General features: G+C 62.6%; 15 protein-coding genes. 11 read left to right on the top strand and 4 right to left on the bottom strand.

Annotated elements, in window-relative coordinates; translation table 11 throughout:
• The first annotated feature begins 145 nt into the window (after positions 1–145).
• A complete protein-coding gene (locus Y708_RS22550; RefSeq protein WP_081746441.1) occupies positions 146–1,183 on the top strand; it encodes a CapA family protein in 1,038 nt (345 codons plus the stop codon).
• A gap of 98 nt (positions 1,184–1,281) precedes the next feature.
• Entirely contained in the window at positions 1,282–1,758 is a 477-nt protein-coding gene (locus tag Y708_RS0103450; RefSeq protein WP_028278854.1) for a DUF4262 domain-containing protein, read from the top strand.
• A gap of 16 nt (positions 1,759–1,774) precedes the next feature.
• Here Y708_RS0103450 and Y708_RS22545 read toward each other — a convergent pair whose 3' ends face one another.
• On the bottom strand, positions 1,775–2,488 hold the full coding sequence (locus Y708_RS22545) for a GNAT family N-acetyltransferase (RefSeq protein WP_051478506.1): 714 nt from the start codon (positions 2,486–2,488) through the stop codon (positions 1,775–1,777).
• 6 nt (positions 2,489–2,494) lie between these two features.
• A complete protein-coding gene (locus Y708_RS0103440) occupies positions 2,495–4,504 on the bottom strand; it encodes a M3 family metallopeptidase (RefSeq protein WP_081746439.1) in 2,010 nt (669 codons plus the stop codon).
• Between the two features lie 260 nt (positions 4,505–4,764).
• On the opposite strand from Y708_RS0103440, the gene Y708_RS0103435 reads away from it, so the two are divergent.
• Complete coding sequence (locus Y708_RS0103435) at positions 4,765–5,877, top strand: CapA family protein (protein ID WP_253905669.1); 1,113 nt, start codon at positions 4,765–4,767, stop codon at positions 5,875–5,877.
• A 10-nt stretch (positions 5,878–5,887) separates the two neighbouring features.
• Here the strand turns inward: Y708_RS0103435 and Y708_RS0103430 are convergent, their stop codons facing one another.
• Entirely contained in the window at positions 5,888–6,610 is a 723-nt protein-coding gene (locus Y708_RS0103430; protein WP_028278851.1) for a type 1 glutamine amidotransferase, read from the bottom strand.
• Complete coding sequence (locus tag Y708_RS0103425; protein WP_028278850.1) at positions 6,610–7,875, bottom strand: Mur ligase family protein; 1,266 nt, start codon at positions 7,873–7,875, stop codon at positions 6,610–6,612. The genes Y708_RS0103430 and Y708_RS0103425 overlap by 1 nt, the downstream gene beginning before the upstream one ends.
• Before the next feature lie 69 nt (positions 7,876–7,944).
• Here Y708_RS0103425 and pdxT point away from each other — a divergent pair, with 69 nt between their 5' ends.
• The 8 genes from pdxT to secF all read left to right on the top strand — a co-directional run bounded on the left by pdxT (position 7,945) and on the right by secF (position 15,390).
• Positions 7,945–8,676 carry a pyridoxal 5'-phosphate synthase glutaminase subunit PdxT gene (gene pdxT / locus Y708_RS0103420; RefSeq protein ID WP_028278849.1) on the top strand — a complete coding sequence of 244 codons (732 nt, stop codon included), beginning with the start codon at positions 7,945–7,947 and terminating at the stop codon, positions 8,674–8,676.
• Positions 8,660–9,418 carry a YebC/PmpR family DNA-binding transcriptional regulator gene (locus Y708_RS0103415; RefSeq protein WP_028278848.1) on the top strand — a complete coding sequence of 253 codons (759 nt, stop codon included), beginning with the start codon at positions 8,660–8,662 and terminating at the stop codon, positions 9,416–9,418. Before pdxT ends, Y708_RS0103415 begins: the two co-directional genes overlap by 17 nt.
• Before the next feature lie 24 nt (positions 9,419–9,442).
• Entirely contained in the window at positions 9,443–10,018 is a 576-nt protein-coding gene (gene ruvC / locus Y708_RS0103410) for a crossover junction endodeoxyribonuclease RuvC (protein WP_028278847.1), read from the top strand.
• A gap of 109 nt (positions 10,019–10,127) precedes the next feature.
• Positions 10,128–10,757 (top strand): Holliday junction branch migration protein RuvA, encoded by a 630-nt coding sequence (gene ruvA / locus Y708_RS0103405; protein WP_028278846.1) that lies wholly within the window; start codon positions 10,128–10,130, stop codon positions 10,755–10,757.
• The gene (gene ruvB, locus Y708_RS0103400) at positions 10,757–11,860 is read left to right on the top strand and encodes a Holliday junction branch migration DNA helicase RuvB (RefSeq protein ID WP_035775047.1); all 1,104 of its coding nucleotides are present in this window, start codon (positions 10,757–10,759) and stop codon (positions 11,858–11,860) included. Before ruvA ends, ruvB begins: the two co-directional genes overlap by 1 nt.
• A gap of 177 nt (positions 11,861–12,037) precedes the next feature.
• Positions 12,038–12,541: a preprotein translocase subunit YajC gene (locus tag Y708_RS0103395; protein WP_028278844.1), complete on the top strand. Its 504-nt coding sequence runs from the start codon at positions 12,038–12,040 to the stop codon at positions 12,539–12,541.
• 78 nt (positions 12,542–12,619) lie between these two features.
• Positions 12,620–14,377, top strand: coding sequence for a protein translocase subunit SecD (gene secD / locus Y708_RS0103390; RefSeq protein ID WP_028278843.1), 1,758 nt, complete (start codon positions 12,620–12,622; stop codon positions 14,375–14,377).
• Positions 14,374–15,390: a protein translocase subunit SecF gene (gene secF / locus Y708_RS0103385; protein ID WP_028278842.1), complete on the top strand. Its 1,017-nt coding sequence runs from the start codon at positions 14,374–14,376 to the stop codon at positions 15,388–15,390. Before secD ends, secF begins: the two co-directional genes overlap by 4 nt.
• The last annotated feature ends 75 nt before the right edge of the window (positions 15,391–15,465 follow it).

The following is a 15,465-nucleotide window of genomic DNA, read 5'->3' as shown; positions in this document are numbered from 1 at the left end:
GGTGCCGTCGACCGCGTCCACGCCGTCGGTCTCCCCGCCAACCGCGTCCACGCCGTCGGTGCAGCCAACCGCGTCGCCCGCAGAAACCCGGCCGGCAGAAGAATCCGATCCCACTTGTCCGGGGGCAGCCTGCAGCTCAGTCGTCATGACCGGCGACCTGCTGCTCCATGGAGCGCTGTGGGATCAGGCGGCAGCGGATGCCGAGGCAGCCGGTGAGCTGAATTTCGGCCCCATGCTGGAAGCGCAGCAGGACTATGTCGCTCCCAGCGATCTGGCGATCTGTCACATGGAGACCCCGGTATCGTCGCCTGAAGGGCCCTTCGCCGCCTTTCCCTCCTTCAACGTTCCGCCACAGATACTCACGGCAGTCAATGACATTGGGTATGACGTCTGCACCACCGCGAGCAACCACACCATCGATGCTGGAACGGCTGGACTTAACCGCACGCTTGACGCGCTGGACGCCGAGGGGCTGGTCCACACAGGGTCCTACCGGACGGCCGCCGAGGCGGAGGAAGTCATGATCGCCCCGGCAGGCGTGGCCAACATCGCCGTGATTACCGGGACCTACGCACTGAACGGACTGGTCCCGGAGTTCCCTTGGCAGGTGGACCTGCTGGACCCGACAGTGATGATCAACAAAGCACAGCAGGCCCGTGCGGAGGGAGCCGACGTTGTGATAGGCGCAGTCCACGCAGGGGATGAGTACGCCGATTACGCCAACCCCCAGCAACAGGATGTCGCCCATGCCTTGGTGGACAGTGGAGAATTCGACCTCATCTACGGCCATCACAGCCATTCCGTACTCCCCATCGAGAAGTACAAAGACACCTGGATTGTCTACGGGCTGGGCAACACCATTGCAGCGCATGCCACCCCGGATATCCGCAACACTGAAGGTCTGATGGTTCGCGCACAGTTCAGTCGGAACGACGACGACGACGGCGACGGTGCGTGGGAGGTGGCGGAACTCGCCTGGCTGCCGGCTACCTGGAACGGCCCGGAGCACCGCTGGTGTCCGGTATCGCAGGACGCGCTGGCGGCGCTGGAGGAGGGCGGCGGTGCCTGCGTATCCACGGAAGCCGACGCTGCCAGCCGCTCCCGCACCAAAGCAACGGTGGAATCCATGGGAGCAGCCACCGACGGTGCTGTTGAATGGCTGCTGAGTGGCACCGGCCGCTGAAGAAGTCAGAGGCACAAGAATGTCAGAGGCAGAGTTCAGACTTATCGCACCAGTCAAAATCCAGATGGGAGCATGAAATGTGCGATGAATGCAATGGGATGTCCAAGCGCCAGATCAAAGAGAAGACCAAACTCGACATTGCCCGCTACGGGTGGCAGGCGGTTACGGTAGAGGGCGATATCGATCAGGCTGCGATTTCTTACTCGGTTGGGCTCACCGAACTCCGTCATCCAGAGATCATCGTCGCGGGACGCCGGCAGGATGAGGCGTGCGGCATGCTTTCGGAAATGGTCGCCATGGTGCTGTGCCATCGGCATGTCCTGGAGCCTGGGATGGAATTGAAGCTCGAACAGCGCAGGGTCTACCTGGCACCCATGGAGAGCCCCAACGGTATCCTGCTGGTAGGTCACTCGACCTACGGCAAGAGGCTTCGAGCCCTGCAGGCAGTGTGGGCGGACGATTCCGACAATTTACCCTGGGAACAGGACATTCCAGATTCCCTGACCCAGCCCTTCTTTGGCACACCGCCCGATCAGGCGCTGCGCACCTGGCGGCACTACGCCACGGGAGAATGACCGTTCCAGGATACCGTCACTGAAGGTGCAGCCAGTAGGTCTGGCCCCGCCCGATCAGGTCGAAACCGCGCCGGGAGTACAGCTCGTATCCCTGGGGTGTGGCGTTGAGCGCAAGATGGGTGGCTCCGGCTGCCGCTGCCTCCCGGCCCACTTTGCTGAGCAGGGCAGTACCCAGGCCGCGGCGCTGGAACTCCGGCAATACCTCCATATTGAAGATGCCGCCCAACCCCCGCAGGCCGCTCACGCCCGCCGGATAGAAGGAGTACGCTGCGCCGGCTGGATGCCCCTCCACGCGGGAGAGTGCGTGCCACGCCTGGCGTGGTTGCGAGCGCACCACCCGAAGCTCGCGCTCAAGGGGACCACGGTATTCCGGCACATCTCCGGTGAGGGTTGCGGCGCCGTCGTCGTACGCGGTTGGAAGCTCCACCGGAGCGGCCATCCACCACGGCTGCCAACCGGTCTCAAAACCAAACTCGTGCAGCCCTGCGCCTCTGACGGCGCCGTTGAGCCAGGCACCAACCGAGGTGGCACCCAACCGGACGCCCTCCGCGAGGCCGGGTCTCAGCCCTGCCGGTGAGACCTCCTCAGGGAACATCAGCATGAGTTCAGACCGTGCGGGCAGCCAGATCCAATCACATCCGCGGGTGGAGAACGTCCGGCCGCCCGTCGCAGTTGCCAGCGCAGCAAACCAGGCGCGTTGCAGGCGCTGACAACCAGCGATCGTCACCATGGGCGGTTAGGCCAGGCCCCGGCGGGCGAGCAGGGGATCGATGCTCGCATCCCGGCCGCGGAAGGTGCGGAATGCTTCGAGCGGGTCCAAGCTGTTACCCCGTGACAGCAGCTCCTGCCGAAAGTGGTCGCCGTTCTCCCTGGTCAGGCCACCCGAGGACTTGAACCATTCAACGGTGTCGGCATCGAGCACTTCACTCCAGATGTAGGCATAGTAGGCGGCCGAGTATCCGCCCGCGAAGATGTGCTTGAAATAACCGGTCCGGTAGCGGGGTGGAACCGGCGCGAAATCGACGCCGGCTTCCGCCAGCGCCCGCTGCTCAAAGGCGGCTGGATCGTCGACGGTGGTCCCGGGCGCGATTCCATGCCAGGCAAGGTCGAGCAGGGCCGCTCCCAGATACTCGGTGGTAGCAAATCCCTCACCCCACTGCTGTGCGGCAATCAACTTGTCGATGGTGTCCTTCGGAAGGGAATCACCTGTCTTGTAGTGCCGTGCGTAGTTGGCCACAACTTCCGGCCAGAGTATCCACATTTCGTTGACCTGCGACGGATACTCCACAAAGTCCCGTGGGACGCTGGTCCCCGAAAACAGTGGATAGGTAACCGAGGAAAACAGGCCGTGCAGTGCGTGGCCAAACTCGTGGAACGTTGTGACCACCTGATCATAGGTCAAGAGGGTGGGTTCGCCGGCGGGCGGTTTGGAAATGTTCAGGTTATTGATGACGACGGCGCGGGTCCCCTCCAACGCGGACTGCTCCACGAAGGAGTTCATCCAGGCGCCGCCGTTCTTGGTGTCCCTGGTGTAGTAGTCGCCCAGGAAGAGCCCTAGACCGGTGCCGTCTTCCTCCCGGACCTCCCAGACGCGGACTTCCGGGTGGTATCCCTGCAGGTCCTCCCGCTCGTGAAAGGTCAGGCCGTAGAGCTTGTTTGCCGCAAAGAAAACCCCGTCAGTGAGAACCCGTTCCAATTCGAAATACGGGCGCAGGGAGGCAAGGTCCACATCGAATTTCGCTCTGCGGACCCTTTCCGAATAGAACGCCCAGTCCCACGCTTCAATGGGATGACCGGCTTCCGTCTCCAGTTCCCCGGCCTCGGCCTGCGCGTTGCGCACTGCAGCCGGCGCCAGCTTGCCAAGCATCGAGTGGATTGCATCCAGCGATGGCGCGGTCTGATCATCGGTGGCCGCTTCGGCATGGTTGGCGAAGCCCAGCAGGGTTGCCCGCTCTGCCCGCAGCGCTGCCATCCGGGCGGCGATGCCAAGCGTGTTTGCCTCGTTGTCGCGGAAGCCCCGTCCGGTTGACGCTTCGTGAAGCCGGCGCCGGGTCTCACGGTTGGTCAGTGATTCCATGGCCGGCTGCGCGGTGGGCAGGATCAGGGTGAGGAGGTGTTTTCCCGGATGTCCTGCTGCTTCCGCGGCATCGGCTGCCGACGCGACATCGTCGGGTGAAAGCCCGTCCAGCTCGGCAACGTCGTCAAGGAGGAGCGCCGAGGCATTGGTGTCCTTCAGTAGCCGCTGCTGGAACTCCGTGCTGAGGGTGGAGAGCTCCGAGTTGAGATCCCGCAGCCGCTGCTGTGCGCCGTCGTCGAGCTGTGCGCCGGCCCGGATGAACCGCTGGCGGTACTCGTGCGCCAACCGTGCTGCTTCGTCGTCGAGTCCATCCACCGGCACAGCATCGACCCGCTCAAAGAGCGCGCGGTTGAGATGGATATTGTCCTCGTGCTCCGCGTAGCGCGGTGCAATCTGCGTCTCAAGCTTCTGGATTGCGTCGGTGGAGTGAGACGAGGAATTGCTGTAGAACACAAGGGCGGCCCGCCGCAGGGTCTGGCCGGCCCGTTCCAGGGCAATAATCGTGTTGTCGAAGTCAGCCGGGTCGGGATTGCCGACAATGACGTCAATTTCGGCCAGATGCTCGCTGAACCCCGCCTCGAATGCCGGAAGGTAGTGCTCGTCCCGGATCAGGGCAAAGGGCGGGAGTTGATAGGGCAGCGTGCTGGGAGTCAGGAAAGGGTTGCTCATAGGGAACCACCCTTCCATATGGATTGACGCCATACCAGCAGGTCCCGGCCGCATTGAGCGCGTCTGTACTTATCATTGACTAAACGTTGCCAAGGGAGATCACTGTGAGACGCATCACCGTTCGGGATTGGCCACGCACAGTGCTCGGCATGGCGCTGGTCCTTGCCTGCACCGGATGCATGGGTGTCGGTGAGGGCCGCACCACGCAGGGGCCCAGCTCAAGCGCGAGCGAACCAACGACGGCGGCACCGCCACCCAGCATGACGGAGGAACCGACCGAAGAACCCACCCCTGAACCGACACCGGGCAAGGGGCCGGAATGCCCGGCCGAGAGGTGCTTTTCGGTGCTGGTCTCGGGCGATCTGCTGGTTCACCCGCAACTGTGGGACCAGGCCGCTGTGGACGCCGCGGAAACCGGCAACGGAACGCTCGACTTTGAGCCGTTGCTCGCCGGGCAACGTCCCTACATCGAGAACAGCGATCTGGCCCTGTGCCACATGGAGACGCCGGTTGCCGTTCCGGAGGGCCCGTTCAGCGGCTACCCCCAGTTCAACGTCCCGCCGCAGATCCTCACCGCCGCCAAGGCTGTCGGCTACCAGGCGTGCACCACTGCTAGCAACCACACAATCGATGCGGGCACTGAAGGTTTGGTGCGGACGCTCGACACGCTGGACGGCCTCGGACTTGAACATACCGGTTCCTACGCCAGCGAAGCGGACTCACAGAACATCATGGTCCTCGATACTCCGGCCGCAAAAGTAGCGGTCATCGAGGCAACCTACGGCCTGAACGGGCTCATCGCCGAGTTCCCGTGGCAGGTCGACATGCTCGACGCTCCGGCGATGATCGCGAAAGCCGAACGCGCCCGTGAGGAGGGCGCCGACGTCGTTATCGCAGCCATCCACGCCGGGGATGAGTACGCTTCGCTGCCCAACCAGCAGCAGATCGACATTGCGCACGCGCTGGCGGACAGCGGCGCCGTGGATTTCATCTACGGGCACCATACCCACTCGGTGCTGCCGATCGAGAAGTACAACGACACCTGGATTGTCTATGGTCTAGGCAACGGGGTGACCGAACTGTCGCCGGTCTACGACGTCAACAATGAGGGACTCACCGTACGTGCCCAGTTTGCCCAGGACGGCGAGGGCGAGTGGACAGTAAATGACCTGGCTTGGGTGCCGTCAGTGATTGTCCGCGACCCCTACCGCTGGTGTTCCCTTGCCCCGGATCAGCCCGCAGGAAGCTGCTCTACCCCTGAACACGAGGAAGCGGTCAAGGCCCGCACGCTGGCAACGGTCAACACTTTCGACGCCGACGACGACGGTGCGCACCCGTGGTCGGTGTCTGAGGAAACATCCCCGGAGGACTAGCGCCGGGTAGTCAGCGCGGCCGGCTTCCAGCATGCTGTCTGGCCAGTTCGGCCAGGCTGTCATCCACGTCGCCGGGCTCGAAGGAACCGTACTTCCGGGTCACGGCCTTTTCCAACAGGAAGTCGGCGATAGCCGGGTTCTTCGGCAGCAGCGAACCATGCAGGTAACTGGCCACGATGTTGAGGTGCCGCGCGCCTTCGTGGTTTTCCTTGGAATTGTTTCCCTCACCCTTGGAGACAACCGCCAGCGGCCGCAGACCGGGACCGAGGAAGGTCTGCCCGCTGTGATTCTCGTAACCGTGAACGTCGCCAAACTCATCGCTGGACGCGACAACGTTGCCGATCAAACGTTCGGTCCCACCGTGCGTCTCAAGGTCCAGCACCCCGATTCCGGGAATGACGGTGCCGTCATGGGTCTTGAAGTAGTTCCCAAACAGCTGATACAGCCCGCAGATTATCAGCATCGGCATACCGTCCTTAGCCAGGGCCCTGAGGTGCGGGGCAATTAACTGCAGATCCTGCTGGATGACAATCTGTCCGCTGTCCTGGCCACCGCCGCCAACAATGAGATCCACATCCGCCGGAAACTCGCCGTCGGCGTTGTGCTCCAGGATGTTCGCGTCGTAACCGTGCCAGACAAGCCGCTGCTTGAGCACCAGGACGTTGCCCCAGTCCCCGTAGATATTCATCTCGCGGGGGTAAAGCTGCAGGATGTTGATGGTGCCTTTGGACATCATGACACCACCTTCACATCGGTAATCCTGGACAGGTCGCGCCGGATGCCAAGCATGGCGGTGTAGGTGCAGAAGATGCGCTTGGGACGCCCCTGCGCCGCCCGGATGAAGGAGGCGAGCGCCGCCGTCGTGTCCGTGTTAACCGCCGCGGTGCGGACATCCTCGTACTTCAGCCGCAGCGCCATGTCGTACGCACGGACGCCGCTGACCATGTCCACACCGGCTGCAGCCAGTGAATCGAAGTCCACATCCCACAGCCAGGACATATCCCGGCCATCCGCATAGTTGTCGTTGATGGCGATCATGGTGGCGCAGCCTTCCGGGTCGAAGGACTTGAGTCCCAGGCGGAAGCCGCTCGGGTTCTTGACCAGCACCAGCTCCAGCGGGTTGCCGTCCACCACGAGCGACTCACCGCGGCCAAATGCCGGCTCGACGGCGGCAAGGGACTCAAGCAATGCCGCGGGCCGCGCATCGACACCCAGCACTGTCCGTGCCATGGTCAAGGCGGCCGCAGCATTGAAGATGTTGTACACACCGCGGAGGCGGAGCTCCACGCGGCTGGCGGTCCCGTCGATCAGGAAGGACGCGGAGTTGCCGTCAACAGACTCAAGCACGACGTCGGCCGGCAGGCTGGAGGGGGGAGCCACTGATGCGCTGCCGCGGAGGTCGTCGTCGCTGGGAAAAGTGCTGCGCAGCGATTCGTCCAGACCAAAATAGGTAACCGCTGCGTCCGTCACCGTTGAGGCGATGGACGCAACCCTGGGATCCTCCCGGTTCAGGACTACGGTGCCGGTGGTTTTCGCGGCTATCTGTGCCAGGAGGCGGGTGGTCTTGTCGATCTCGCCGAACCGGTCCAGCTGATCGCGCAGCACGTTGAGCAGAAGGCAGTGCGTTGGAGGCACCAGCTGGACGAAGTGCACCGCATGTGCCTCATCAAGTTCCAGCACGGCGATATCCGCCTTGAGGCGGCCGCGCCAGTCAACGTCGCCCAGCAGGGCTGCCGCGACGCCGCGGGTGAAGTTGCTGCCCGTGCGGTTGGTAAAGACCGTAAGGCCCTGGCCCTGAAGAAGTTCCACCACCATTTTGGTGGTGGTTGTTTTGCCGTTGGTGCCGCTGACCACCACCACGCCGTGCTGCAGGCCCGTGAGCGCGCGCCCCATGAAACCCGGGTCAATCCGTTCCACCACCAGACCGGGCAGCGCTGAGCCTCCGCCGCGAAGCCGTGAGGCAGCGCGCACGGCTTTGCCGACTAGAACACTAAGCATGTCTCTAACCATACCTATGTGCCATCACTGAATTGTCGTCCGGCGGACGGGGTTCATTAGGATGGGTCAATGACCTCCGCCACCCAATCCTCCTCGACCGCCGCGCGCGTCGGGGTGCTTGCGGTCCAGGGGGACGTTCGCGAGCATATCCGGGTGGTGGAATCCCTGGGCGGCATCGCCTCGGCGGTGAGGAGACACTCTGAACTTGATGGCCTGGACGGACTCATCATTCCTGGTGGGGAATCGACCACCATGGACAAGCTGACCCGGGCCTTTGAACTGGCGGAACCTCTGCGCAGGATGATCCGCGGCGGCTTCCCGGTCTATGGCTCCTGTGCCGGAATGATCATGCTCGCAGATGCGATTGCCGATCCGTCGACGGACCGCCAGGGCAACCCGCAGCAGACCCTCGGTGGCCTGGATATTGTGGTGCGGCGCAACGCTTTCGGCCGGCAGCGCGAGTCCTTCGAGAGGGACGTCGAGTTCGCGGGTCTGCCCGGTCGCGGAACCAACGACGGCGGCGCACCCGTTCATGCGGTGTTCATCCGCGCGCCCTGGGTGGAAAGTGTCGGGGAATCCGTCCAGATCCTGGCGCAGGTTGAGGCCGGAGACACCCCGCCCGCGGAGCACGGTGGGGCTGCCGGACCTGAACCGCACACGGTCGCTAGAATTGTTGCAGTCCGTTCAGGAAACCTCCTCGCCACCAGTTTTCACCCTGAAGTCACCGGCGAGCACCGGATCCATGAACTGTTTTTATCGATGATTTCAGAAAGAAGGGCAACGCATGTCGGGGCACTCTAAATGGGCAACCACCAAGCACAAGAAGGCCGCGATTGACGCCAAACGTGCAAAGTCGTTTGCCAAGCTGATCAAGAACATCGAAGTTGCGGCCAAGGCCGGGGGCGCCGATATGGCCGGCAACCCGGGGCTGGAACTCGCGGTGCAAAAAGCCAAGAAGACTTCGGTGCCGATTGACAACATCAACCGTGCGGTCAAGCGCGGAGCAGGGCTGCTCGGAGATGCGGTCGACTACCAGACCATCATGTACGAGGCGCGCGGCCCGCAGGGATCGGCGCTGCTGATCGAATGCCTTACAGACAACAAGAACCGCGCCGCGTCCGAGGTGCGGCTGGGCGTGACCCGCAACGGCGGCTCGATGGCCGATCCGGGATCGGTTGCCTACCTCTTCACCCGCAAAGGTGTTGTGACGCTGCCCCGGAACGGCCTCTCAGAGGACGACGTGTTGGTCGCCGTGCTGGACGCCGGTGCTGATGAGGTCAAGGAGACCGGAGATAATTTCGAGGTCATCTCGGAACCGCAGGATCTCCGTGCGGTGGTCACCGGACTTGAAGAAGCCGGCATCGAGTATGAGACCGACGAGGCCGAGTTTGTCCCGTCCATGCAGGTTGACCTCGACGCCGATGCCGCACGGAAGTTCCTAAAGCTTGTGGACGCATTGGAGGAACTCGATGACGTGCAGAACGTGTTCTCCAACGCCGACCTCAGCGAGGAAGTCCTCGCCGAGCTGGAGAGCGACGATTAGGCACCTTGACCGGGGTGCCCGCCTGTGACAATCCGCGTCATGGGTGTCGATCCAGGGTTGACGCGGTGCGGGCTCGCCGTGGTTGATGTTGAGCCCAACCGCCGTGCCACCCTCGTCGCGGTGGGAGTGGTCGGCACTCCTGCTGACCACGGCCTCGATCAGCGCCTGCTGATGATCTTGGATTCCGTGGAAACCTGGCTCGACTCTCACTCTCCCGATGTTCTTGCCGTCGAGCGGGTTTTCAGCCAGCTCAATGTCAGTACCGTCATGGGCACGGCCCAGGCATCCGGCGTGGTGATCGCGGCGGCCGCACGGCGCGGGATCGCTGTGGCCCTCCACACGCCCACCGAAGTGAAAGCGGCAGTCACCGGAAACGGGCAGTCTGATAAGGCTGCGGTGACAAAAATGGTGACCAAGATCCTCCGGCTCGACACACCGCCCAAGCCTGCAGACGCTGCTGATGCGTTGGCTCTCGCCATCACCCACGCCTGGCGGAGGGGTGCCGTGGCACCACAGACGCAGGGCGGTGACGGGGGACTGACTCCGGCGCAGCGCATGTGGGCGGAGGCGGAAGCCAAGTCCAGGCGGCGCACCCGGTGAGGCGCGGAGACCTTCGGTGTGGCGCGCCCGTAATGTCAGCGGCGGGCCGTACGCTGGTTCGTAGATATGTTCGGAAGTAAATTGAAGCAAATGTTTGGAGCCGAAGCGAATGATTAGTTCCCTCCGCGGCACGGTGAGCCATGTCGGACTGCACTCGGCCGTGCTGGATGTCAATGGATTCGGGATGCAGATCCAGGCCACACCTCAAACCCTGTCCAGTCTGCGGATGGGGAGCGAGGCGCAGGTTTTCACCGCCATGATTGTCCGCGAGGATTCCATGACCCTCTTCGGGTTTGAGGACGCGGAGCAACGTGAAGTCTTTGAAACCCTGATCGGAGTCAGCGGCGTCGGTCCGCGGCTCGGGTTGGCCGTGCTCGCTGTCCACACCCCGGAGGCCATTAGGGTTGCGGCGTCTTCGGGCGACGACAAGGCGTTCAGCAAGGTACCGGGCATTGGGCCTAAGGGGGCAAGACGGATTGTGCTTGAGCTCGCAGACAAGCTTGTGCCGCTGCAAACCGGGACGGGAACACCAGCCAAGAGCCAGTGGCAGGGACAGGTGCTCGCGGCGATGATGGGCCTCGGGTGGTCGGAGAAGGATGCGGGCGCAGCCATCGACGCCGCGGTGGAGGACGCCCCCGAGGTAGCGGCCGGGGGAGATGTCGGCCAGATTCTCAAGCTGACGCTCAGGCGGCTCGGCCAGGACGGTGCCCGCGCGTCGGCCCGGTCAATGGCGGGCTGATGAGTCCCGCGATTCCGGAAGACGCACCGCTCGTTTCCCCCGCGGGGGACCCCGAGGACCGCGCCGTGGAGGCCGCCCTGCGGCCGAAGAACCTCAATGACTTTGTTGGCCAGCAGCGGGTCCGCCGGCAGCTGTCACTTGTCCTGGAAGCGTCGAGGATGCGCGGCCGCAGCGCCGACCACGTCCTGCTGTCCGGCCCTCCGGGACTGGGAAAGACCACGTTGGCAATGATCATTGCCGGCGAAATGAACGCACCCCTGAGGATCAGTTCCGGTCCTGCCATCCAGCACGCAGGGGATCTTGCGGCAATACTTTCCTCCCTGACTGAAGGGGAAGTGCTCTTCCTCGACGAGATCCACCGGATGTCCCGTCCTGCTGAGGAAATGCTCTACATGGCCATGGAGGATTTCCGGGTTGACATCATTGTGGGCAAGGGACCCGGTGCAACAGCCATACCGCTGGAGTTGCCCCCCTTTACGCTCGTGGGAGCGACCACACGTGCCGGATTGCTCCCAGGACCATTGCGGGACAGGTTTGGGTTTACCGGACACCTTGAGTTCTATTCCACTGAAGAACTGGAACTGGTGCTCCGACGGTCCGCAATGCTGATGGACATGAGGGTCAATTCCGCAGCTTTCTCCGAAGTTGCCGGACGATCCAGGGGAACTCCGCGAATTGCCAACCGCTTACTGCGCCGGGTCCGCGACTGGGCACTGGTCCATTCAGTGGACCTCATTGACGCTAGTTGCGCCGGATCGGCGTTGGACATGTACGAGGTGGACGCGAAAGGGCTGGACCGGCTGGACCGGGCTGTGCTGACCGCGCTGATCACCAAATTCAATGGCGGACCGGTAGGCCTGTCAACGCTGGCAATCGCCGTGGGGGAGGAACCGGAAACTGTCGAGACAGTCGCCGAACCGTATCTTGTCCGGGAGGGAATGCTCGGCAGGACACCACGTGGGCGCATTGCCACGGCCGCAGCCTGGTCCCATCTTGGCCTTGCCATGCCACCCACAGTGGCCGCGGCGATGCCGGAGGACCTTTTTTCGGTGTATCAGGATGACAACAATAATGTTCCGGACTGGGCGCAGAACGAGGGTTAGTACACCTACCACCCTGGTTCCCTTTACACTGATATGACGTGTGGCACAGACGCGTGGCCCCTTCGCTGATACCGGGAAGATGAGCCATGCGGACTGCGCCGCGGAAATCAGCGGAGGAACGTTCCTTTGAAGGAGCTGTTCCGCCGTTGCCCCCAGATATAGAAACGGAACTTTTCTGTGTTCGTACAAGTATTGGCCGAGACCGGAACGTCGACCGAAGCGCCGCCGTTCGACATTTTCTCCCTACTCCTTCCGGTTGCCCTGGCGCTGCTGATTTTCATGATGTTCAGGAAGAACCGGAAGATGAAGCAGCAGGTCGCTCAGCAGCGCACGCAAATGGTTCCAGGCACCGAAGTGATGACAAATTTTGGCCTCTTCGGAACCATTCTTTCCGTGGACGAAGAGAACAACAAGGCCCTTATCGAGATCTCCCCGGGTACCACCGCAACAGTGCATTCGCAGACCCTGAGCAAGGTTGTCACGCAGGAGCCGGCGGCCAGCGACGAGGAAGCGCCTGCCGTTCCGGACGATGCGTCATCGATCACCGATACCGATCGCCCGGCTGAGAGCCCTGATCGTCCGGCTGCGGACCCCGACCGGACGTCGAAGGAAACGGCGGATGAGACCCTTGACCGCCTGAACCGTGACAACGCGCGGGATACAAACGACAAAGACAAGTAGCGCCTGCCCGGATGAGGCCGCGGCCTCATCCGGAGATCAGCACCGCGCGATATTACCGACTCAAAGGATCGACCCACCATGCCACGTACCGGCCCAGGTTCGGCCGCCAAACGCACCCTCGTTTGGCTGGGCGTACTTTTCGCGCTTCTAGCAATTCTGTTGGGTGGTGGTTCCCTGTGGAGCAATGCCAGTTGGGTCCCCAAGCTCGCGCTTGACCTTGAAGGCGGCACCCAGATGATTCTGGCCCCAGAGGTCCAGGGCGGCGGCGAGGAAATCACCCCTGAGCAACTGGACCAGGCCGTCGAAATCATCCGCCAGCGTGTGGACGGCAGCGGTGTGGCAGAAGCGGAAATCAGCACCCAGTCCGGGCAGAACGTGATCGTTTCCCTTCCGGGTGTTCCGGATGCGGAGACCCGCGAACTCATTCAGGCGTCGGCCCAAATGGAGTTTCGTCCGGTCCTCATGGGCGGTGCGGGGCAGGCCCCAGCCGCGGAGACACCAACACCGGAGGAAGAACTGCCGACGCCCACGGCTGAACCCACCGACGCCAGTGATCCCAACTGGATCACCGCTGAAGTACTCCAGGAATTCGAGGCAACCGACTGCACAAGTCCGGAAGCACTCGCACCTGCGACTGAGCCCGCGCCACCCGACCTGCCCATGGTGGCGTGCGATCCAGGCACGCAGGGAAAGTACATCCTGGGTCCAGTGGAAGTCATGGGCACCCAGATCGACTCGGCAGACTACGGCATGGCCCGTGGGGCGCAGGGGCAGTCCCTCAACCAGTGGGTTGTGAACATCCAATTCGATTCCGAAGGAAGCGAAAAGTTCCGGGAAGTCACCGAACGGCTCTTCGCCTTCCAACAGGGGGACCCACGGAATCAGTTCGCCATTGTGCTCGATGGAACCATTGTGTCGGCACCCACAACCAACGTGGTGATTCCGGATGGGCGCCCGCAGATCAGCGGAAACTTCACTGAGGAATCCGCTGCAGCGTTGGCTGAACAACTCAAATACGGTGCGCTGCCGATCAGCTTTGAGATCCAGAGCGAGCAGCAGATTTCCGCCACACTGGGCGCCGACCAACTGAGGCTCGGAATGATTGCGGGAATTATCGGCCTCATCCTCGTGGCTGTGTATTCCCTTTTCCAGTACCGGATGCTCGGCCTCCTCACCATTAGCTCCCTGGTGGTTGCGGGCGTACTTACCTACCTGGCCATCTGCATACTCGGTTGGACCGAGAACTACCGCCTCTCGCTCGCCGGGGTGGCCGGACTGATTGTCGCCATCGGCCAGACCGCGGACTCCTTCATCGTGTACTTCGAACGCATCAGGGATGAACTGCGCGACGGACGCGGCTTGGTTTCCGCCGTGGAAAACGGCTGGCGGCGAGCCAAGCGGACGGTTCTGGCGTCCAAGGCAGTCAACCTCCTTGCCGCCGTCGTCCTCTACTTCGTTGCCGTTGGCAACGTGCGTGGCTTTGCCTTCACCCTGGGACTGACCGCGGTTGCGGACCTCATTGTGGTCTTCCTGTTCACCCATCCGATGCTGCGCCTGATGGCAAAGACCCGCTTCTTCGGCGAGGGCCACCGCTGGTCCGGCCTGGATCCGGCGAAGCTTGGCGTGCTGCCGTTCTACCGGGGAGCCGGACGCGTGCGCCACCGTCCGGTGGAGAAACTCGAGGAGGACGACCCACGGGGGCGCAAATCGGCAGCAGCCGGTGAAGCCCAGCGTCGTCAGACCATTGCCGAACGGCGCCTGGCTCAACAGGAAGCCGAGCAACAGAAGGCCATGGCCGCGCGTGGCCAGGGCTCAAAGGAAGAGGACAACTCATGAGCCGCTTCAGTTTTTCCAATTTTGGAAACGAGCTCTACTCCGGCAAGCGCTCCTACGGATTTGTGGAGAAGCGCAAACTCTGGTTCCTGATTGCAGGTGCCGCAGTCCTGCTCTCGCTGCTCATTCCGGTTGTCAAGGGTGGATTCAACCTGGGCATCGACTTCCGCGGCGGCTCCGAGTTCACCGTGTCCAATGTCCAGGACACGGACATCACGGCCGGTGAGCAGGCTGTGACAAATGTGGTGCCGGAGGCGGTCCCGCGCGTCACCAACATTGCGCCCCAGACGATGAGGGTTCAGACGGAGCGGTTGAGCGACGATGAGACGCTGAGCGTCCGGGATGCCCTGATCGGCGCCTACGACGTCACCGCTGAGGATGTAACATCCAACTTTGTGGGGCCCACGTGGGGTGAGGATGTCAGCCGTCAGGCAATTGTCGGCTTGATTGTCTTTGTGGCTCTTGCCGCCGTCCTCATGGCGTTTTACTTCCGAACCTGGAAAATGTCGGTGGCGGCGATGACCGCGCTGGTGGTGGTGATGATCGTGACCGCCGGGATCTACTCGCTCAGCGATTTTGAGGTGACACCATCTGCGGTGATCGGCTTCCTCACAATTCTGAGCTACTCGCTGTACGACACAGTGGTGGTGTTCGACAAGGTGCGGGAAAACACCGCTGATCTAGACGTCTCCACCAAGCGGACCTTCGGCGAACAGGTTAATCTGGCCGTGAACCAGACCCTGGTACGCTCGATCAACACCTCCGTGGTAGCTGTTTTGCCCGTTGCGTCCATCCTGTTCATCGGAGCGTTGCTGCTGGGCGCCGGTACACTGCGGGATCTGTCGCTCGCACTGTTTGTGGGAATCATCATGGGAACCCTCACCACGGTCTTCGTTGCAGCCCCCATGTACGCGATGCTCAGGATGAATGAGCCGGAAATCAAAAAGCAGGAAAAGCGCGTGCTGCACCGCAGGTCGCTGGAAGAATCCGGTCAGGAAGTTCCGGCAGGCAGCTGAACTCCAGCGTTGGTTTTACTGACGGCTGGGGCCCGGTCCCATAGGGCTCCGGGCCCCAGCAGTCGGCAGTTGTAC

The sequence above is a fragment of the Arthrobacter sp. H5 genome (assembly GCF_000520595.1).
In the GTDB taxonomy this organism is placed as follows: domain Bacteria; phylum Actinomycetota; class Actinomycetes; order Actinomycetales; family Micrococcaceae; genus Arthrobacter_D.
The sequence above is the reverse complement of the archived record's forward strand: the minus strand, read 5'-3'. Positions and strand labels throughout refer to the sequence as shown.